Annotated in this window: 15 protein-coding genes and 1 pseudogene; 2 read left to right on the forward strand and 14 right to left on the reverse strand. The window is 70.2% G+C overall.

What is annotated here, in order from left to right; genetic code table 11:
- The 3 genes and pseudogenes from ACT53O_RS01405 to ACT53O_RS01415 form a co-directional block, all read right to left on the reverse strand.
- Nucleotides 1–1,699: pseudogene (locus ACT53O_RS01405) on the reverse strand (hypothetical protein); the annotation flags it as partial.
- Nucleotides 1,700–1,737: 38 nt separating this feature from the next.
- The gene (locus ACT53O_RS01410) at nt 1,738–2,259 is read right to left on the reverse strand and encodes an RAD23 family protein (RefSeq protein ID WP_294982197.1); all 522 of its coding nucleotides are present in this window, start codon (nt 2,257–2,259) and stop codon (nt 1,738–1,740) included.
- A gap of 73 nt (nt 2,260–2,332) precedes the next feature.
- On the reverse strand, nt 2,333–3,733 hold the full coding sequence (locus ACT53O_RS01415) for an excalibur calcium-binding domain-containing protein (RefSeq protein WP_476151065.1): 1,401 nt from the start codon (nt 3,731–3,733) through the stop codon (nt 2,333–2,335).
- Nucleotides 3,734–3,874: 141 nt separating this feature from the next.
- On the opposite strand from ACT53O_RS01415, the gene ACT53O_RS01420 reads away from it, so the two are divergent.
- Nucleotides 3,875–4,468: a D-glycero-alpha-D-manno-heptose-1,7-bisphosphate 7-phosphatase gene (locus ACT53O_RS01420; protein WP_476151067.1), complete on the forward strand. Its 594-nt coding sequence runs from the start codon at nt 3,875–3,877 to the stop codon at nt 4,466–4,468.
- On the opposite strand, the gene ACT53O_RS01425 is transcribed toward ACT53O_RS01420, so the two are convergent.
- The 11 genes from ACT53O_RS01425 to ACT53O_RS01475 all read right to left on the reverse strand — a co-directional run bounded on the left by ACT53O_RS01425 (nt 4,453) and on the right by ACT53O_RS01475 (nt 17,005).
- A complete protein-coding gene (locus tag ACT53O_RS01425) occupies nt 4,453–5,034 on the reverse strand; it encodes a D-sedoheptulose-7-phosphate isomerase (RefSeq protein WP_060960958.1) in 582 nt (193 codons plus the stop codon). The two genes, ACT53O_RS01420 and ACT53O_RS01425, sit on opposite strands and share 16 nt — an antisense overlap.
- Nucleotides 5,035–5,058: 24 nt before the next feature.
- Complete coding sequence (locus ACT53O_RS01430) at nt 5,059–6,543, reverse strand: PfkB family carbohydrate kinase (RefSeq protein WP_294982189.1); 1,485 nt, start codon at nt 6,541–6,543, stop codon at nt 5,059–5,061.
- A gap of 37 nt (nt 6,544–6,580) precedes the next feature.
- A complete protein-coding gene (locus ACT53O_RS01435; protein WP_476151070.1) occupies nt 6,581–7,852 on the reverse strand; it encodes a glycosyltransferase family 9 protein in 1,272 nt (423 codons plus the stop codon).
- A gap of 10 nt (nt 7,853–7,862) precedes the next feature.
- Nucleotides 7,863–10,157, reverse strand: a complete 2,295-nt coding sequence (locus ACT53O_RS01440) for a glycosyltransferase family protein (RefSeq protein WP_476151072.1) — start codon at nt 10,155–10,157, stop codon at nt 7,863–7,865.
- The gene (locus ACT53O_RS01445; RefSeq protein ID WP_294982329.1) at nt 10,157–11,077 is read right to left on the reverse strand and encodes a glycosyltransferase family 2 protein; all 921 of its coding nucleotides are present in this window, start codon (nt 11,075–11,077) and stop codon (nt 10,157–10,159) included. Before ACT53O_RS01445 ends, ACT53O_RS01440 begins: the two co-directional genes overlap by 1 nt.
- Nucleotides 11,078–11,115: 38 nt before the next feature.
- The gene (locus ACT53O_RS01450) at nt 11,116–12,237 is read right to left on the reverse strand and encodes a glycosyltransferase (RefSeq protein ID WP_476151074.1); all 1,122 of its coding nucleotides are present in this window, start codon (nt 12,235–12,237) and stop codon (nt 11,116–11,118) included.
- 3 nt (nt 12,238–12,240) lie between these two features.
- Nucleotides 12,241–13,701, reverse strand: a complete 1,461-nt coding sequence (locus tag ACT53O_RS01455) for an LCP family protein (protein WP_476151076.1) — start codon at nt 13,699–13,701, stop codon at nt 12,241–12,243.
- Nucleotides 13,698–14,165, reverse strand: a complete 468-nt coding sequence (gene purE / locus ACT53O_RS01460; protein WP_005048199.1) for a 5-(carboxyamino)imidazole ribonucleotide mutase — start codon at nt 14,163–14,165, stop codon at nt 13,698–13,700. The genes ACT53O_RS01455 and purE overlap by 4 nt, the downstream gene beginning before the upstream one ends.
- Nucleotides 14,166–14,342: 177 nt before the next feature.
- Nucleotides 14,343–15,482 carry a 5-(carboxyamino)imidazole ribonucleotide synthase gene (locus ACT53O_RS01465; RefSeq protein ID WP_294982005.1) on the reverse strand — a complete coding sequence of 380 codons (1,140 nt, stop codon included), beginning with the start codon at nt 15,480–15,482 and terminating at the stop codon, nt 14,343–14,345.
- 73 nt (nt 15,483–15,555) lie between these two features.
- A complete protein-coding gene (locus tag ACT53O_RS01470; protein WP_476151078.1) occupies nt 15,556–16,134 on the reverse strand; it encodes a PH domain-containing protein in 579 nt (192 codons plus the stop codon).
- 91 nt (nt 16,135–16,225) lie between these two features.
- The gene (locus ACT53O_RS01475) at nt 16,226–17,005 is read right to left on the reverse strand and encodes a biotin--[acetyl-CoA-carboxylase] ligase (RefSeq protein ID WP_476151080.1); all 780 of its coding nucleotides are present in this window, start codon (nt 17,003–17,005) and stop codon (nt 16,226–16,228) included.
- A 152-nt stretch (nt 17,006–17,157) separates the two neighbouring features.
- On the opposite strand from ACT53O_RS01475, the gene ACT53O_RS01480 reads away from it, so the two are divergent.
- Nucleotides 17,158–18,759 (forward strand): acyl-CoA carboxylase subunit beta, encoded by a 1,602-nt coding sequence (locus tag ACT53O_RS01480; protein WP_036318349.1) that lies wholly within the window; start codon nt 17,158–17,160, stop codon nt 18,757–18,759.

Below are 18,759 nucleotides of genomic sequence, written 5' to 3' on the forward strand. Positions count from 1 at the left end.
AACCGACCAGCAGACCGCCCTGGAACGACTGCGAACACGTCACCGCCGTGCACACCGCCGCCGCCGTCGGCGCACCCAGAACACCCTGGTCATAGCCGCGAGCCGCCCAGGCGGAGAGGAACAGCCCGGTGGTGATGATCGTGCCCCGCGCCGTGGAGACATCGATGCGCGCCCGCTCGAACAGCTGCGAGCAGGAGGTGCCTGCGCCGCACGTTGCGGGAGCGACCGGTGCGCCCAGGGCGGCATATCCCCCCGCCGCGAGGTACGGTGTCGCGATCGCGGTCGGAATCGCCTGGGCGTTCGAACCGGCCGCCACGATGAGGCCGCCGTCGAACCGCTGCGTGCACCCGCCGCCGGCGCACACCGCATCGCTCTGGGGGTACCCCATCGCGCCCGCCGACATGCCGTTCGCGCTCCACGCCTGGAAGATCCCGCCCACGACCGCGGTCGCACCCCCGCCGGAGAAGAACGCCGCCCGGGCGAAGGTCTGGGCGCACTTGTCACCGGCCGAGCAGACCTCCGGGCCGCGCGCGCCGCCGAGGGCGACACCGCCCGCCGCCAGCCAGGTGTACTGGATGTGTTGTCCCACCAGCGACCCGCCGACCGAGTCCGCCGCGATCACCCCGCCGTCGAACGACTGCGCGCAGGTCGAGTCAGCAGCGCAGACCGGCACGCCCGTCGGCAATCCCGGCTTGCCATCGATGAAACCGAGGTTCCGCCACATCGACTCGACGACAGACGGGACGCCGAACACGCCCCGCGAGGGAAACCAGAAGATCGTCCCGCCGGCGAAGGACTGCTGGCAGTAGCGGTTGTCGATGCAGACGACGACGCTTCTCGGCGCGCCGAGGATTCCGGAAGCTCCGCCGAGGGACTTCCACACCGCCGCGTACTCCCCCGTGACCTGCTCAGCGGTCGGGTCACCGAACCAATCAGTGTAGAGGCGCCAGAAGTTGCGGTTGCCGTAGGACGAGCAGAAGTCACCGGTGCTGTAGAGGTTGTCGAGCGCGGCCTGATTGGGCGTGTAGGGGGTGTACACGTAGAGCGCGCGTGTGGCGTCGTTCTGGATGTATACACGCTTGGTCCCGCAGATGCCTTGCGTGTCCGGAGGGTTGGCCTGGTACAGGATGTTGTTCCACCCCAGCTGGTAGCCGAACCAGCTCGGGTTCTTGATGTAGATCTGCAACTGCCGAGCTGCGCCGTAGAGCTGATAGAAGAATCCCGCGTAGTCGGGGTCGCATGCGGCGCCATCCGGGCATCCCTGCCCGAGCGCCGCGCTGTACTGCACGGCGTCCGGTGACGGGTCCGTGACGAGGCTCTGCTCCTTCTGCAGCATCACGAGAATCACCTTGGGGTTGATTCCGCACGACTGGGCGACGGCCGAGATCAACTGGGCGGCGGTCATCGAGCCGCCCGGGAACGCACTGCAGTAGGCGTTCGCCGCGAGCGCCGGCGTCGACTGCGCGACATAGTCGCGCATGCACGGCATGCCGTACAACGGCCGACAGTTCGACACCTTCGAGTTCAGGAAGCTCTGGATGTCGGATGCCGAGAGCGAACCCGAATCGAAGAAGTTGCTGTCGGAGATCAGATAGCCGGCCTGGAAGCTGCTCGCGGTCGCGGCGTCCGCGGCCGGCGGTTGCAGCGGTGCGACGACTCCGACGAGTCCCGAGAACACCGCCGCAACGACGACCAGCATCGAGAGGAGACGACGGCGGAGGGTCCGCGGGGCTTCACTCACGGCTGATGGACCAGCACCGATGCGGACGAGCCGGCCGAGGTCGGCGAGGTGAAGCTCAGAACGAGCGTCCAGTCGCCGGGCTCGGCCGCGATCTTGATCAGCCCGCAGTTCACGGCTGCGGGCGTGGCGTGGGCCTCTGTCTGGGCGGTGAGGACGCGACCCGTCGCCGATGTGGCGGTCAGCGAGCACGTCCCCTCCTCACCGGCGTCTCCCGTGACGAGGCCCGATGCGAAGACGTCCTCCCCGTCCGCTCCCGAGCTGACGATCGTGACCGTCGCCGTGGCGCCGGGCGTCGGCGACGCGATCGGAGAGGGCGTCGCCGGGGTCGCAGAGGACGTCGGAGTCGGCACGGCAACGGTCGCGCTGGTGGGGGGAACCGGAGCGGTCGTCGTCGAGCCCGGCGAGCCTGCGGAGCCGGTCGCGCATGCGACGAGGGACATCATCGCGCCGACCGACACCAGCGCGCCGAAACCGACGCGCCTCATCGCGTCGCGCCGCTCGCCGAGACCAGGCTGCACTCGTTGACCGTAGTTCACTCCCTCAGTATCAACCACAGTTGGCGAGAATGGTCGAGATCAGCCCGCGTGCCCCTCACGGAAGCGACTCGCAAGCGATCCCGTTGTCGTCGCGGTCAAGCCTGGCGATATCGCCGTAGTACGGCTCGTACTTCTCGAACCATGCCTGCGCGTGCGCCTGCGTGTCAAAATCGTCGCAGTTGACCGTATCGCCGGGGTTGGCGGGCGTCCCGCCGCCGGACGAGCCGCCCGTCGACGGCGCGGAGCCCGGCAGGGGATAGCTGGCCCGCCACGCATCGGCCTCGGCTCCCGTGAGCACTCGTACGCCTCCACCGGGCTGCCACACCATGAGGCCGTGCTGGAACGGAACCTGGCACTGGCCGCTGAAGCACGACTCGGGCCCCTCGACGAGACCGAGGTGACCGTCGGGCCCACCTTCGCGATAGAGCCAATGGTCGACGTACGCCGTGGAGAGCGACACGATCCCCGTGGACGACGACGTCAGCGTGCCTCTACTGAACTGCTGATAACACGCCGCTCGTTGACACTCCATCGCACGGAGCGGAACACCGAGAGAGCCACCGCCCCCTCCTCGGGCGATCCAGTCGCCGTAGAACCAGCGCTTCGTGACGGGGAACGTCACGCCGTAGCCGCCCGGATTCCAGACGATGACACCACCCGTGAACGAAGCCTCGCAGTACCACCCGTAGCACTTCTCGGGCCCCGAGACCAGACCGATGTCGCCGTCCGGTCCGCCCCACGCAAGCCACGTGCGCACATAGGAGCTGGAGAGTTTCACGATCTGGGTGCCGTCCGAGGTGAGCACGCCACCCACGAACTCCTGCCAGCACGAGGACGACTGGCACGTGAGGCCGTTGAGCGGGATGCCGATCTCTCCGGTGACCGCACCGAGCCGCTTCCACGCCTCTTCGAACCACGGGTGCACGAGGATCACCTGAACCCCGACGCCGGGCGTCCACCGTGCGACACCGTGGGTGAACGGAGTGGCGCAGTACGTACCGAAGCAGGATTCGGGGCCCGCGACCAGCCCGAGCCCGCCGTCCGGGCCTCCGGCCGCGAGCCATGTCGAGACGTACTCGGTGGAGAGCTTGACGATCCGGGTCCCATCGGAAGTGAGCACTCCGCCGGCGAACTCCTGCCAGCACGAGCTCGACTGACACTGCATCGGGTGCAGGGGTGCGCCGAGGACGCCGCCGGGTCCGCCCAATTCGGTGTACGTCGGATCGAACCACGGGTGCACCGGGATGTCGGTCGAGGCAGCCGCTGCGCTCGACGCCGTCGAGCCGGCGATACGTGCGGGCGCGGCGTCCACGGGCGCGGCGTACGCACCGGTGCCCGCTCCTGCGGCGACGATCACCACGACCAGGGCTGCGCAGACCGCGCTGAACAGAGAAAGGCGCCCCCGCCGCCTTCGCGCCCCGACCACGGACACCAGTGGATTCGACTGCACAGTCATGTCCTTTCATCCCGCAGACGGCTCGTCTCCCGCGCCTCGACCACACGCTACCGTTCTTCCGGGATCCGCCGAGGGCGTCACCGCCGTCCACGCCCCCGATCACGTGCCGCCTTCGCCGCCCGGGTGCGATAGCGTCGCCGGGTGGACAGGCTCACGCAGGAGACACGACGCCGAAACACCTCGGGTCGGCAGTGGTGTCTCTTCCTCGACCGCGACGGCGTGATCAACACCCGCATCATCGACGGCTATGTGCGCACGTGGGAGCAGTTCGCGTTCGAACCCGGGGCACTCGAGGCCCTGGCAGTCCTCGCGCAGTGGGCACCGCGCATCGTGGTCGTGACGAACCAGCAGGGCGTGGGCAAAGGGCTCATGACGGCTGCCGACCTCGACGACATCCATCGGCGGATGCGCCTCGAGATCGAAGGGGCGGGAGGGCGGGTCGACGACATCCGCGTGTGCCCCCATCTCGTGGGCGCGGACTGCGACTGCCGCAAGCCTGCTCCCGGGATGGCGCTGAGCTACCTCGCCCAGCATCCGGAGGTCGATGCGGCACTGTCGGTCATGGTGGGCGACACGGAGTCGGACATCGAGATGGGACGGCGACTGGGAGCGCGCACCGGCGGCACAATGACCGTGCGCATCGATGCCGTGGACGATCCGCACGCCGACGTCACGTTCCCCACGTTGGCGGCATTCGCCGCCGCGACCGCGGGGCCGGATCACTCCGCGGAGTAGCCGAACCCGTCCTCGATGGCCTGCATCAGCGAGTGGATAACGACGAGCTCCGACTCCTGGATGCGGTCGGCCCAGCGACTGGCGCCGAGGGCGATCGTCACATCGGCCAACGCCCCGATCGGGCTCTCGGCCGTGCCCGACGAGGCCACGACCTTGCCTCCCGCCGCCTTCATCGCCTCCGCCGCGCGGAGCACGTTCGGTGACTTGCCGCTCGTGCTGAGCGCGAGCAGGACGTCGCCGGGGCGAGCGAACGCCTCGACGAACTTGGAGAACACGAACTCGTAGCCGTAGTCGTTGGCGACGCAGGTGAGGTGGGACGGGTCGGAGATCGCCATCGCGCGCAGCGGCGGCCGATTCCCACGGAACCTGCCGGTGAGTTCCTCGGCGAAGTGCTGAGCGTTGGTCATCGAACCGCCGTTGCCGCAGGCGAACAGCGTCCCTCCCCCGCGCAGTGAGGTCACCATGGTCTCCGCCGCGGCCGCGAACGACGCTCCGAAGCGCTCGTCCTCCGCGAGGGCCGACATCCGGCGTGCGTTCTCGAGCAGGTTCTCCTGAACGATGTTCATCTTGTGATTCCTCTCCCGCGCGGCTCAGCCGCGACGCACCTGTTCGCCCTGCGACAGCTTCGTCGTCGAGACACCGTCGAGGAGGGTCACGATATGGACTCTGCCGCCCCAGGCCTTGGCATCGTCTCCCCCGACGACCTGATCGGGTCGGTAGTCCGATCCTTTCACGATGACGTCCGGCTGGATGGCCCGGATCAGCTCGCGGGGAGTGTCCTGCTCGAACACGGTGACGAAATCCACGTAGCGTACGGCGTCCAGCACCGCCATGCGATCCGCCTGCGGTTGCAGCGGTCGCGACGGTCCTTTGAGTCGCGCCGTCGAGGCATCCGAGTTCACTCCCACGACGAGCACGTCGCCGAGCGAACGGGCCTCCTTGAGGAGAGCGACATGGCCGGCGTGCAGGAGGTCGAAGACTCCGTTCGCGAAGACCACCGTCCGGCCCGCGTCCTTCTCCACCCGCACCAGTCGCGCCAGCTCATCCCAGTCCTCGATCGTGCCCGGCCGGTGGGCGGGAGAGGAATCGATCAGCAGTTCGTTGAGGAGGTCGGCCGAGGTCACCACCGCGGTGCCCGGACGGGCGCAGGCGATGCCGGCGGCCAGGTTTCCGACCTGCACGGCCTTCAGGGTGGACAGGCCGCTGCCGAGGCCCACTGCGAGACCCGCGATCATGGAGTCACCGGCACCGGAGACGTCGGCGACGAGACGGGCGCGCGTGGGAAGCCGCGTGCGCGCGCCGCCCTCGACGACCTCGACGCCCAGCGCGGACAGGGAGATCGCGACGGCCGACACATCCGGGACGGCCATCGCCTCGGCGATCTGCGCGAGCACCTCCTCGGTCGGCGCGGTCGCCGACACCCCCGCCATGAGGGCCGCCTCCGCGAAGTTGGGCTTCACGACCGTCGCGCCGCTGTACTTGCGGATGTCCGCCGACTTCGGGTCGACGACGACGGGCAGGGAGCGCTCTCGGGCGAAGGCGATCACGCGCTGCACGACCGCCTCGTCGAGCATGCCCTTCGCGTAGTCGGAGAGGACGATGACGCACCGATGGTCGTGCCCCTCGACGGCATCGCGCACAGCGCTGAGCACGGCATCCGCACCGGCCGCATCCAGCGACGACGTGTCCTCGCGATCGATGCGCACGATCTGCTGCTGCCCGGCCACGACCCGCAGCTTCTCGATCGTGGGGGCATCGCCTCGGGCGACGCGGCGCGCCTCGACGCCGGCGGCCGCGAGCAGTTTCTCGAGCTCCCGGCCCGCCTCGTCCTCGGCCCACGCCGCGATGAGAGTCGCCGCGGCGCCGAGCCCCGCGATGTTCATCGCCGCGTTCGCGGCGCCTCCGGCCACCGAGCGGTCCTGGGCGACGCGGAGCACGGGGATCGGCGCTTCCGGAGAGATGCGGTGCACCGCGCCCTCGACGTACCGATCGAGCATCGCGTCGCCGACGACGACCACATGCACCGCCTGGAACCCGAGGACGTCGTGAGGAGTGATGAGGGGAAGAGAAGTCATGGCGGGTTCCAGATCAGTGACGGAGACAGGACGCGGGTCAGCCCGCGGACGCCGGTGTCTCGGAAGGACGAGAGGACTCACTTATGAGCGCGAGGGCGGCGCCGGCGACATCGGCGGAGTCGACGGCGAGGATGCAGTGCGGCTCGCGCGACGAGCACTCCTCGCCGCATCCGGGTGCGGGCCGTTCCGGCTGGAGAACCGCTCGCTGACGCGACCACGGGCCGAATCGCTCCGGCGCATTGTCGCTCCAGGGCGAGCCCGTCGCGGGATGGCAGGTGACGACGACGGTGGGAACGTCGAGAGAGCTCGAGATGTGCTGCAGACCGGAGTCGTTGCCGATGAAGAGGTCGCACTGCGAGATCGCCGCGGCGCTCTCGCTCAAGGAGAGTTCGCCCGCGAGATCCACGGCCGCGATCCCGCGGTCGCGGAGAAGCCCCACGAGTTCGGCCGCACGCTCGCGGTCGGTCGGGCCTCCGAGGATGCGGACGCGGACCGGCCCGCTCTTCGCGATCTCGACGACGGCCTCGGTCAGACGTTCGACGGGCCACTGACGCTTCGCGTCCCGTGCGCCGATGCCGAGGCCGATGACCCGTCCGCTCTCACCGGGCAGGGAGGCGCGGGCTTCTGCGCGCGCCGCGTCGGCGGCGTCGAACAGGGCTCGTCCTACCGGCCGGGCGCCCGGATGGGTCCATGCCAGCCCGAGCCAGTCCGCCAGGCGGCGCAGCTGAGCGACGGTCAGCAGGGGGTCGTTTCCGCGCGGGAGCTCATCGGTGAAGAGCGCGCTCTGGTCGCCGAGCCAGTCGGGCTCGCGCTGGGGGACGGGGGTGAAGCCGACGACCGAGCGCGCACGGGCGGCGACCGCGAGGTACCGGATCGGGGTGTCGTCGAAGTCCCAGCGCGGCAGGACCGCCAGATCGTAGCCGCGGAGCCCGAACCGGCGCAGAGCCTGCCGAACCGTGAGGATCTGCCGCTTCAACGCCGAGCCCTCCGTGATCGGCGACCAGAAGATCAGACGGTCGACGCTGGGGGCGGCATGGAAAGCGGACCCCGGGCCCGGCTTGACCACGAGGTGCAGTTTCGCGGAGGGCCACTGGCGACGCATGGCGTCCAGCAGCGTCAACGTGCTGACGGTGTCGCCGATCTCGTCGCTGCGGAGGATGACGACCCGGCGCGGCTCCTGCGTCGGGTCCCAGGAGCGCCGCCGGCGCGAACCGAACAACCGGACAAACCGCCGTGGCGACAGAGGATCGCGATGCCGAATGGCATTGATCTCCCACTGGACGCGGTGAAGCAAGGAACGCGCGTTCATCCGAGCCATTCTACTGCTCACGCGGCGCCGCCCCTGCGGCGCGGTGGCGGAGGACGTCGTCGACGATACGTCCGGCCCGCGCGTCGAAGGAATGATCCCGTCGGATGCGCTCGGACGCGGCCGCGAGCCCCTCCGCATCCGGGAACAGATCGGCGGGGTCGCGTGCCAGCAGCTCGAGCAGTTCCTCGTCCGTTCGGAACACGGGCACGGCGTCACCGAACACGCGGTCGATACCGTCGACGTCCTCGCTGATCACCCGCCCGCCGGCGGCCACGACGTCGAACGGCCGCATGGCGATGAACCCTTCTTGCCGCATCGCCGGCCATTGGTCGTTGAGGACGATGGAGGCCGTCTCATAGCGCTCGCTGAGCCGGTCGTTTGGAAGGTTCTCCGCCGCGATGGCCGAGGCGGGGATGTAGGTGCGCCAATCCGGTCCGTAGACGCGCACCGGGATGCCCGCCGCCAGTGGCACGACGACGCTGGGCCGAGCGATTCCTCGCGCGGTGCCGACGAAGACGATCTCGTCGGTGCGCGCCAGGCCACGCGGGTAGAACTGATCGGCGTCGGTGCACTCCAGCAGCGGCGAGACGGTGATGTTCCACCGCTCGGAGGCCGCTGCACTCCACAGATCGGATGCCGCGTAGACGATGTCGAAGTCGTCCACCTCGGCTCGCGTGATCTGGTCGGGGTGGCTGATGATCCACTCGACGCGGGTACCCGTCGTCGGGGGAGAGATGCGGTACGGACCTCGCACCACCAGCGTCACGTCGTCGAGGGCAGACGTCCACCGGTCCCGGGCATCGAAGCTGTCCACGGCCACGAAGTGTCCGCGTCGTCTGAGGGCCTTGGCGAGTCCGTCGGCGAAGTGCGTGTCGCCCCAGACGGCGCCGAGGGGACCGGGCGGTGCGCAGATCTTGATGGCCCACCGCAAGGCCGCCGGCTCCGGGCGTCGCCACTCGAGCTCGGGCAGCGGTGCGGCGGACGGAGTCAGCGCCGGGCGCCAGGTCGTCACCTCGAAGCCCGCGGCACGGAGGATCTCTTCGGCGCGACGGCGCTCGTCGGAGAAGGACGCCGCGGCGGGTTCCTCCGTCCGGAACGCGGTGTGGCGCGCGTACGACGTGCTCCGGATGCCCGCGTCGATCTGGCAGACGAAGCCGGGGACTCGAGCACGCAGGGCGGCGCTGAGGGCAGGCACGGCCGCTCCCGCCGAGACACCGTCGAACCCGCCGATCGCGGACCAATCCTCACGAGCCATCGCGAACGTGGGACCGGCCAGAAGGGGCACTTCGATGCGCGACGCCCCGAGGAGATCGAGGTCTTCGCGGGGATGGCCGCTGAGAATCGCGTAGGGCACGGTCCCGCCGGTGCCGGCCGCGCCGAAGGCCGCGACGGTTCCGTCGGGCGCGATCTCCACGGGTGCGACCGCCCGGCCCGGCACGACGCCTTCCCGCAGTGCGCGGATCTCGGCCGTGGTGAGGTCCGATCGCGGGCCGACGATCGTGATCGTGCCCGATCCGCGTCGGGGCGCGGCGTCGGCGCTGCGGACGGCATCCCGATAGGACGCGGCGCGCGGAACGATCACTCGCCGCAACGACGGGAACAGCCGTGCGGCGACGTCGAGCCCGATCCACTGACCGGCTTCGCATCCGACCGCGACGACGACCACATCATCCGTGTGGGCCAGGGGGGTGACCTCGAGGACGCGACGGGGGTAATCGCGATCCCGCCGCTGGAGGATCCGAACGACCAGGTCGGCTCGATCTGCGTCCCCGGCGGGTGCGCGCGTCCCCCGTCGCCACTCTTGCGCGGCCTCCATCGCCCAGGCGCGCAGCTGCATCACCGGCACGGACCGCGACCGTTCGCCGATCCGAACCTCGACGATCGCGCTCTCCCGGCGCGCCCAGACGTCGTCAAGTGGCGCAACGCCCCCTGCCCGATGCCCGTCAGCGGGCGCGTCCCACCAGGGATGGACGGATACCGTGCGTCGATCGCTCACGAGGTAGGCGTAGAGCGCGGGGACCCGATCAGGCTCAGGCAGCGCCCGTCCCGCGACGAGCTCGTCGAACAGCGGATTCAGGCTGAGACCGGATCTGAACCCGCGGGTGACATAATCGACGATCGCGCGCGCGTCACTGGCGCGGCGCCATCCACGCTGTGCGGCGTAATACTCCCCATCCACCAGGCCGGAGCGGCGGATGGTCCGCCACCACAGCAGACGGTCCGCGGCCCTGACGAGCGCGCCGGCCACCGGAACGTCCCTGACGCGACGCCAGGCGGCGCGCAGACCCGATCGGGAAGCGGCCATCACGAGTCGCCTCGGCCGCCCAGACGTCGTCGCAGACGCCGCAGACGCGAAGCGATGGGCTGATGGGAATCGATGTCTGCGCGGATCTGCGCTCGCAGGCGGTCGGCCGACGCATCGACGTGATCTGCCAGCCGCCTCTCCATCCCCGCCAGGTACAGCGGAAGGCCCATTCCGTTCGCAGACGTCCAGGCGGCGAGCTCGCGATCGCGCACCAGGGCGTCGTCTTCGGCGTGTCGATCCTCGAGGGCGAACATGCTGTTGGACGCCACTCCGGTGGCGGAAGGACGCTGGGTCCATATCGCGAGCGGCTCGCCGGGGATGAACCCCACCGAGTGTCGACCGAGCACGCGCAGCAGGAATTCCCAGTCCTCGACGGTGCCCAGTCGCTCGTCGTAACCGCCGACCTCGTCGTGGACCCGACGTCGGTAGAGCAATGAGATCGGGACGACGCGGTTGCGATCGAGCATGTCGGTCAGGGAGACGCGGGTCATCCCTTCCCAAAACGGCACACGCGAGGTTTCGACCCAGGCGCCGTCGATACGCTGCTCGTAGGCGATCGCGGTGGCGACGGCGACGCCCACGTCCTCCGGGTGCGCGTCGAGCCAGGCGACCGTGCGTTCCAGGAAGCGCGGATCCCACAGGTCGTCGTCATCGTGGAGGACGACGAACTCGCTCCCGTCGGCTGCCGCGATGCCGGCGTTCGCGGCGACGCACCGCCCGCCCGGTGCGGCGGTGTCGATCAGTCGGACATCGACGCGGGCGGCGGACACGATCTGCGCGGCCGCGGCACTGTCGCCGCCGTCGTTGACGACGAGGACGACGACGTCGCCGAAGGTCTGCCCTGCGATGTCGGCCAGAGCCCTCGCCAGGAACTCGGGGCGGTTCTTCGTCCGCACGATCACGCTGACACGAGGAGGCATGATCTACACCCTAGAACCGCGAGCGGCTCCCCACGTCCTCACAGGTCGGCGTGCAGCTGCCAGATCCGCTCGGCGGCACTCATCCACGAGAAGGCCCGGCCGCGATCCGCGGCCAGCACGGCCTGCCGCTCGACCGCCGCGGCTGAGCCGAGCAGACCGGCGAGCGCGTCCGCGAACGCACCGTCCTCCGACGCCGGCGCCAGCACTCCCCCGTCCCAGACGACCTCGCGATGCGTTTCGGAGTCCGCGGCGATGACGGGAACACCGACGGCCAACGCCTCCACGACCCGCCACGGAAAACCGCTCAGCGTCGACGGAGCCAGCAACGCCACCGCCCCGCCCAGAACGGCCGCGCGATCCGCGTCCTCCAGGGCGCCGCGCACATGCACACGCCCTTCTGCAAGTCCGGATGCCGCCGCCAGCTCAGCAACGGCCGGCTCGTCCCCCTCGGACGCACCGATCACCACGACCGGCAGGTCCGCTCCCGCCGCGGCGATGGCCGCGAAAGCGGTGGACAGCCCCGCGGAGGCCGCCGACGACCCCGGCACGACGAGACACCCATCGGGCACATCGAGCGCCCGCCGCCGCCCGACCTCGTCGGTGGGAACGGCGAAGCCGGCCGGCGCGGCTCCCGCGATCACGCGGATCCGGTCGCCGAAGGGCGCGATCTCCGCGAGATGGTGCGCCATCGCGTGGCTCGGCACCACGACGGCATCCGCGTGCTTCAGGGCGCGCTTGAGCATCGCCCGGTGCCACGTGACGGCCGTCCGCGGCATCTCTCCCGCCCGCTCCCAGGCCGAAAGATCCCACATCGTCACGACGGTCTGGTCGTTGTCGTGGACGCGATCGTGCTTGACCAGCGGCGCGAGCGCAGTCGGCGAGTGGATCATTCCCCCGCCGATCCCCGGTGCCAGCCCGAGCTGCCACGAGGCGGCGAGCTCACGCCTTGCCAGCGGGGCGCGCGTGACGTCGGCGAGTCCGGGCACCGCCCCCTCGAGATCGCCCGCGACATCGGGCGCCGAGGGAACGATCGCCGCCACCTCGCACCCACCGGGCGTGGTCGCGACGAGGGCACGCCCCGTCTCGCGCGATGCGAGAGCGAGGTCGGGGTCGGTCGGCGCGACGAGCTGGTCGAGCACCACGCGCAGAGTCGCGACCATGCCTCAGCCTTCGCTCGTCGGAGACGGAGACGGCGGATAGAGCGCCTGCTGGATGAGGTCGCGCACGTGCGCGTACTGGTCGGGGGTCGGGTTGTCGGTGTCGATGCCGGCGCCCTCGGGGGTGAGCTCGAGGGTCTGCACCGGCTGCTCCTTGGCCTTCACGCCCAACTGCACGAGGAATCCGAGCATCGAGTCCGGGATGTCGGTCTTGACGAGGTCCGAACCCGCCGCGGCGACCGCCTGGAAACGGCTCAACACGTTCGCCGGGTTCGCCTGCGCGAGGATCGCCTGCTGCAACTCACGCTGCCGCCGCATCCGGTCCCAGTCGCTCGTCGTGTACCGCGATCGGGCGTACCACTGCGCCGTGTCGCCGTCCATGTGCTGCGGCCCCGCCTCGATCCACCCGATCGCCCAGTCCTCGGCGGGCTCCCCCTCGTAGGTGGGTCCGCCCCCCTTCGGCAGCCGCTCCTGCACGGTGATGTCCACGCCGCCGAGCGCGTCGACGATGTCGGCGAAGCCCTTCATGTCGACGAAGACGTAATACGGGATCTGGATGCCGAGAATGCCTTCCGCGGCATCCTTCGTGGCCTCGATGGCCGGCGTGGAGCTGTTCGCCGCGGCATCCGGGTAGATGTCCTTGCCCTCGTCGGGCTGGCAGATCTCCACCGCGTTCATCAACTGATTGATGCCCGGCCCCCACCCGCACGTCGGCGAGGGATGCCCCTCGAAACCGTCGGGGTACCGATCGTGCATGGGACCGTCGGCGAACGGCGCGTACGCGAGATCGCGCGGGATGCCGGTGATGTGCACCGCGCCGGTCTCGGCGTTCACCGACACCACGGAGATGCTGTCGAACCGCATGGAGTCCCGGCCCAGTCCGCTGTCGGCTCCGAGCAGCAGGAAGTTGTAATAGCCGTTGGACGGTGGAACGGGCGGTGCGTTGTTCGTGAAGATCGACGCGATCGCCTCGCGCGCGGGCGCCAGCAGCTGCTGGGCGGCGTAGACGGCGCCGCCGCTGCCGACGAGGAGCCCGACGATGGCGAGCGTCGCCACCAGCGGCCTCGCTCCCGCTCGCAGATTCACGAGGCGGATCAGACGGAGGGTGTCGATCGTCAGCACGACCCACAGCACGGCGTAGGCCAGGAGCACCAGCTGCACGGCCAGCAGTGCGGCCGCATTGGTGCCGAGCGTGAACAGCAGCGTCGGCCACACCAGAGCCGCTACGGCCGCGACGACCACGCCTACCCACATGATCAGCGTCGCCGTCAGCCCCACCCGGCCGAGGCGCCGGCTTCCTGCCAGGACCTGCGCCGAGCCGGGAACCAGGAAGTTCAGGACCAGCAGCCACCAGGCGCGGCGGGTCATCACGCGCGGCGACCGTGTGTCGGGTCGACGCATCGGCTGCTCGCCGACGATCACCGGCTCGGCGGCGCGCGGCGAGCGCGGCGGTGCGGCCGTGCTCACAGTGACTCCTTCAGGCGCAGATTCTTCTCCTCGACCTGCGCCTCGAGGGTGCGCGCGTACTGCTCGACACGGTCGGCGATCCGGGCGTCGGACGCACCGAGGATCCGCGCCGCCAGCAGACCGGCGTTCTTGGCGCCGTTGATCGACACGGTCGCCACGGGAATCCCCGCCGGCATCTGCACGATGCTGAGCAGCGAGTCGAGCCCATCGAGCGTCGCCAGCTGCACCGGCACACCGATCACCGGCAATGCGGTGACCGACGCGAGCATGCCCGGCAGATGAGCCGCACCACCCGCACCCGCGATGATCACACGCAGGCCACGCTCCCGAGCCTCACGCCCGTATCGCAGCAGCTTGTCGGGCGTGCGATGAGCGGAGACGACTTCCACTTCGTGCTCGATCGTGAACTCGCTGAGCACCTGAGAGGCATCGCTCATGACGCGCCAGTCCGAGTCCGATCCCATCACGACGCCGACGAGAGGGGAAGCCGAGGAATGCAGAGCGCGAGTCACCCGACCAGGCTAGGACGGCGCGCTGGAAGAACCCCGCAACGCCACGCATCCCGCCCGCCGTGCACGGCGCTCCGGCCCGTGGCATCCGGCGCCCCGTGCAGTTCGGAACGCCCGCGGCGGTCGAGGAGGTCAGTCGGCGAAGAACGCGGCCGCGGCGCGTGCCTCGTACACGACGGCATCCACCTCGTCGCCGAAGGCGTTGACGTGGCCGACCTTGCGCCCGGGCCGCGGCGCCTTGCCGTAGGTGTGCACCTTCACCGCGGGGTGCGCGGCGAGCACGGCCGGAAAGCGGCTCTCCAGCGAATCGGTCTCGGGTCCGCCGAGGATGTTCACCATGACCGCCCAGGGCTGGCGCGCCGTCGGGTCACCCAGCGGCAGGTCGAGCACCGCGCGCACGTGCTGCTCGAACTGTCCGGTGACGGCACCGTCCTGACTCCAGTGGCCGCTGTTGTGCGGCCGCATGGCGAGTTCGTTGACCAGCAGACGCTCGTCCGTGGTCTCGAACAGCTCGACGGCCAGCATCCCGGTCACACCCAGCCCTTCCGCGATGCTCGTGCCGATCGAGGCCGCGACCTCCGTGAGCCGGGCGCCGCCGTGCGGGGCCGGTGCGACCACCTCGGCGCACACGCCGCCGCGCTGCACCGTCTCGACGACGGGATACGCGCGCAGCTCACCGGAGGGACGGCGCGCGACCTGCTGCGCCAGTTCGCGCGAGAAGTCGACGAGCTCTTCGGCCAGCAGCGCGCCGCCGTCGAACCAGTCGGCGACCTCGGCGGGATCGCTGACGACCCGCACGCCCTTGCCGTCGTAACCGCCTCGCGGCGTCTTGACGACCACGCGCCCGCCGTTGGCGTCGAGGAAGCTCTGCAGCTCGGCGGCGTCGGTGACGGCCGCCCATTCCGGCTGCGGCATACCGAGCTCGGCCAGGCGCGCTCGCATCGCGAGCTTGTCCTGCGCGAACTGGAGCGCGTCGGGACCGGGGTGCACGCGGATGCCGTCGGCCACCAGCGCCCGCAGCACGTCCTGCGGGACGTGTTCGTGGTCGAAGGTGACGACGTCGACGTCGCGAGCGAATGCGCGGACGGTGTCGAGGTCGCGGTAGTCGCCGACGGCGGTCGCCGCGAGCGCGGCGGACATCCCCTCTTCTTCGGCGAGCACGCGCACGCGGACGCCGAGCTCCACCGCCGGAGCGATCATCATCCGGGCGAGCTGCCCGCCGCCCACGATGCCGAGGGTGAGTGCCATGGTGCTCCTTTTCGTCGCATCCATCTTCTCAGTTCGCGGGGCACGCGCACCGCGGCGTGCGCCCAGCGTCGATCTCGCCCGGCCGTCAGGATCGCGATCAGCGCGGCAGCGGCGGCGGGTCGCCGATGAGCGGGGCGGTGGCGCCGTCCCAGTGCCCGTCGCGATGCGCGAGGATCTGGCTGACTTCCACCTGATCGGACAGGGCCTCGTGCAGCAGGCGCGCCGCGGGGACGTTGACCATACGCAGCGGCTCATCGACACCGTTCGACAGCACGAGCGTGCCGGCGCCCCACAGCCGCTGCAGCGGACCGCGACGCTCCTCGATGGTGTACCCGCGGGCGTGCAGCACTTCCCGGCGTCGACGGCCGAAGACGCCCGACTGCTCGACGACGCGGCGCGTCGTCACGGTGTAGGTGTGCGTCCACCATCGGACGTAGGGGATCACGACCAGCAGCGCGACGACGAGGCCTGCGGCGGCCCACAGCATCCAGTCCTGCAGTGGCTCCGGCAGATTTCCCGTGAAGTAGCCCGTGGCCCCGGCCACGGCGATCAGCACCAGCGCCGACCAGAACAGACCCCGCGCGTGCGCCCGCACGCGCGCGACGCGGCGCTCCGGCGCCGGCGCACCCGGCGCCGGCGCAGCGGGACGCCCGGGGTAGGCGGTGGGCGAGGTCACGAGATCATTGTGCCCGGTGGCCGGGCGAAACCGCGCATGACCGGGCCGTCGTCACGCGATCACGCCGTTGGGCGGCACCCGGGCCCGGCGCTCAGCGTACGTGCACGACGTCACCCGCACCGACGATGCGCTCGGCACCGTCGACGGTGGCGACCACCAGCCGGCCATCGGGATCCAGGCGGAGCGCGCGTCCCACGAGCGCCGTTCCCTCCGGCACGGTCACACTCACCTGAGTCCCGATCGTCGCACACCGCTCGGCGACCGTCGACGCGACGGCGTCGCCTCCGCCGACCGCCAATTCCGCGATCAGGTCCCGCAGGCCGCTGACGTAGTCGGCGAGCAGACGGTCTTCGTCGACGTCGACACCCGAGACCGCGAAGGAGGTCGCCGTCGGCACGGGCAGGTCCGCCTCCGTCATCGCCGTGTTCACCCCGGCGCCGAGAACGACGGTATGCGGATCGGCGGGCAGGACCTCGGCGAGGATGCCGCAGATCTTGCGGCCATCGACGAGCACGTCGTTCGGCCACTTCAGCGCGACGGTGTGCCCGGGCAGCTGCGCGGCGACCGCGTCGACCATCGCCGCTCCGGCGACGAGGGGAATCCAGCCCCGATCGTGCACGGCGACCGCCCCGACGCGCAGCACCACCGAGATCGCGACCGCAGAGCCCGGAGGTGTGACCCAGGTGCGGTCGAGACGTCCACGTCCGGCGCGCTGATCACGCGTCACGAGCAGGGACAGATGCGGGTGGGCGTCGGGGGCGCCTTCGACGTCACGGAGGAGCTTCGCATTCGTCGAGTCGACGCTCTCGATGACGTGCACCCGCGGCGAGACCGCGGCGGTCAGGGGATAGCCCTCGGTGGGAATCGACATAGCGCCACCCTACGCGCGGCGAGCGCACCGCGGCGGTGTGCGATGGCGCGGCATCCCACAACCGAATCCCCGTCTCGTTGTGAGCGTCCCCCAACAGAGTCCTGGACCCGGTCGCTAGGGTGGAAGGCGTGCCTCAGCAGTCAGAGCCTTCCGTGCAGCCAGTGACGTCCGCGCAGCCCGACCTGTCCACCACCGCCGGCAAGATCGCCGATCTGCGTGCCCGCTATCAGGAGGCGGTCCTCGACGCGGAGGTGCGCGCCCAGGAGAAGCAGCACGCGAAGGGCAAGATGACCGCCCGCGAGCGCATCGAGCTGCTCGTGGACCCCGGCACCTTCGTGGAGTTCGACGAATACGTGCGTCACCGCACGACCGCCTTCGGAATGGACCGGTCGCGTCCGTACGGCGACTCGGTCGTGACGGGCGTGGGGACCATCCACGGCCGCACGATCGCCGTCTACGCGCAGGACTTCACCACCTTCGGCGGATCGCTGGGCGAGGTCGCGGGCGACAAGATCATCAAGATCATGGAGTACGCCCTGCGCGGCGGCATGCCGATCATCGGCATCCTCGACTCCGGTGGTGCCCGCATCCAGGAGGGCGTGGTCGCTCTCGGCAAGTACGGCGAGATCTTCCGCCTCAACACCGCCGCCTCCGGTGTGATCCCGCAGATCTCGATCATCATGGGGCCCGCCGCCGGCGGCGCCGTGTACTCCCCCGCCCTCACCGACTTCGTGGTCATGGTCGACAAGACCAGTCAGATGTTCGTCACCGGTCCCGACGTCATCAAGACGGTCACCGGCGAGGACGTCGGCATGGAGGAGCTCGGCGGCGCGTACACCCACAACACGCGCTCCGGAGTCGCGCACTACCTCGCCGAGGACGAGGACGACGCGATCGACTACGTCCGCTCGATGGTGGGCTTCCTGCCCGACAACAATATGGCGGAGATCCCGGTCTACGAGAACGGTTTCGAGTGGGAGACCACCGACGCCGACCGCACCCTCAACGCGGTCGTCCCCGACTCCCCCAACCAGCCGTACGACATCCACCAGGTGATCTCGCACATCGTCGACGGCGGCGACTTCCTCGAGGTGCAGCCGCTGTTCGCGCCGAACATCGTCATCGGCCTCGGCCGCGTCGAGGGCCGCACGGTCGGCATCATCGCGAACCAGCCGTCGCAGATGGCCGGCACCCTCAACATCGAAGCCGGCGAGAAGGCCAGTCGCTTCGTGCGCTTCTGCGACGCGTTCTCCATCCCGATCCTGACCCTCGTCGACGTGCCCGGCTACCTTCCCGGCACCGACCAGGAGTGGACCGGCGTGATCCGCCGCGGTGCGAAGCTGCTGTACGCCTACGCCGAGGCGACCGTGCCGTTGGTCACCGTGATCCTGCGCAAGGCGTACGGCGGCGCCTACATCGTCATGGGCTCCAAGCAGCTGGGCGCCGACGTCAACCTCGCCTGGCCGACGGCGGAGATCGCCGTGATGGGCGGACAGGGTGCCGTCAACATCCTCTACCGCGGCGAGATCCGCAAGGCGGAGGAGGCCGGCGAAGACGTGGCCGCCGTTCGTCAGCGCCTCGCGAACGAGTACACCTACAACGTCGCGTCGCCCTTCCTGGCAGCCGAGCGCGGCGAGCTGGACGGCATCATCGAGCCCGCGCAGACCCGCGTGGCCGTCGCGAAGGCGTTGCGGTCGCTGCGCGGGAAGCGGGCCAGCCTGCCCCCGAAGAAGCACGGTAACATCCCGCTATGA

The organism is Microbacterium sp. DMC48, from assembly GCF_056313825.1.

Coding starts and splice junctions, on each gene's coding strand:
- ACT53O_RS01415 (WP_476151065.1), bottom strand. CDS start 3,733: ATGACTGTGCAGTCGAATCCACTGGTGTCCGTGGTCGGGGCGCGAAGG.
- ACT53O_RS01425 (WP_060960958.1), bottom strand. CDS start 5,034: ATGAACATCGTTCAGGAGAACCTGCTCGAGAACGCACGCCGGATGTCG.
- ACT53O_RS01430 (WP_294982189.1), bottom strand. CDS start 6,543: ATGACTTCTCTTCCCCTCATCACTCCTCACGACGTCCTCGGGTTCCAG.
- ACT53O_RS01435 (WP_476151070.1), bottom strand. CDS start 7,852: ATGAACGCGCGTTCCTTGCTTCACCGCGTCCAGTGGGAGATCAATGCC.
- ACT53O_RS01440 (WP_476151072.1), bottom strand. CDS start 10,157: ATGGCCGCTTCCCGATCGGGTCTGCGCGCCGCCTGGCGTCGCGTCAGG.
- ACT53O_RS01445 (WP_294982329.1), bottom strand. CDS start 11,077: ATGCCTCCTCGTGTCAGCGTGATCGTGCGGACGAAGAACCGCCCCGAG.
- ACT53O_RS01450 (WP_476151074.1), bottom strand. CDS start 12,237: ATGGTCGCGACTCTGCGCGTGGTGCTCGACCAGCTCGTCGCGCCGACC.
- purE (WP_005048199.1), bottom strand. CDS start 14,165: ATGGGATCGGACTCGGACTGGCGCGTCATGAGCGATGCCTCTCAGGTG.
- ACT53O_RS01465 (WP_294982005.1), bottom strand. CDS start 15,482: ATGGATGCGACGAAAAGGAGCACCATGGCACTCACCCTCGGCATCGTG.
- ACT53O_RS01475 (WP_476151080.1), bottom strand. CDS start 17,005: ATGTCGATTCCCACCGAGGGCTATCCCCTGACCGCCGCGGTCTCGCCG.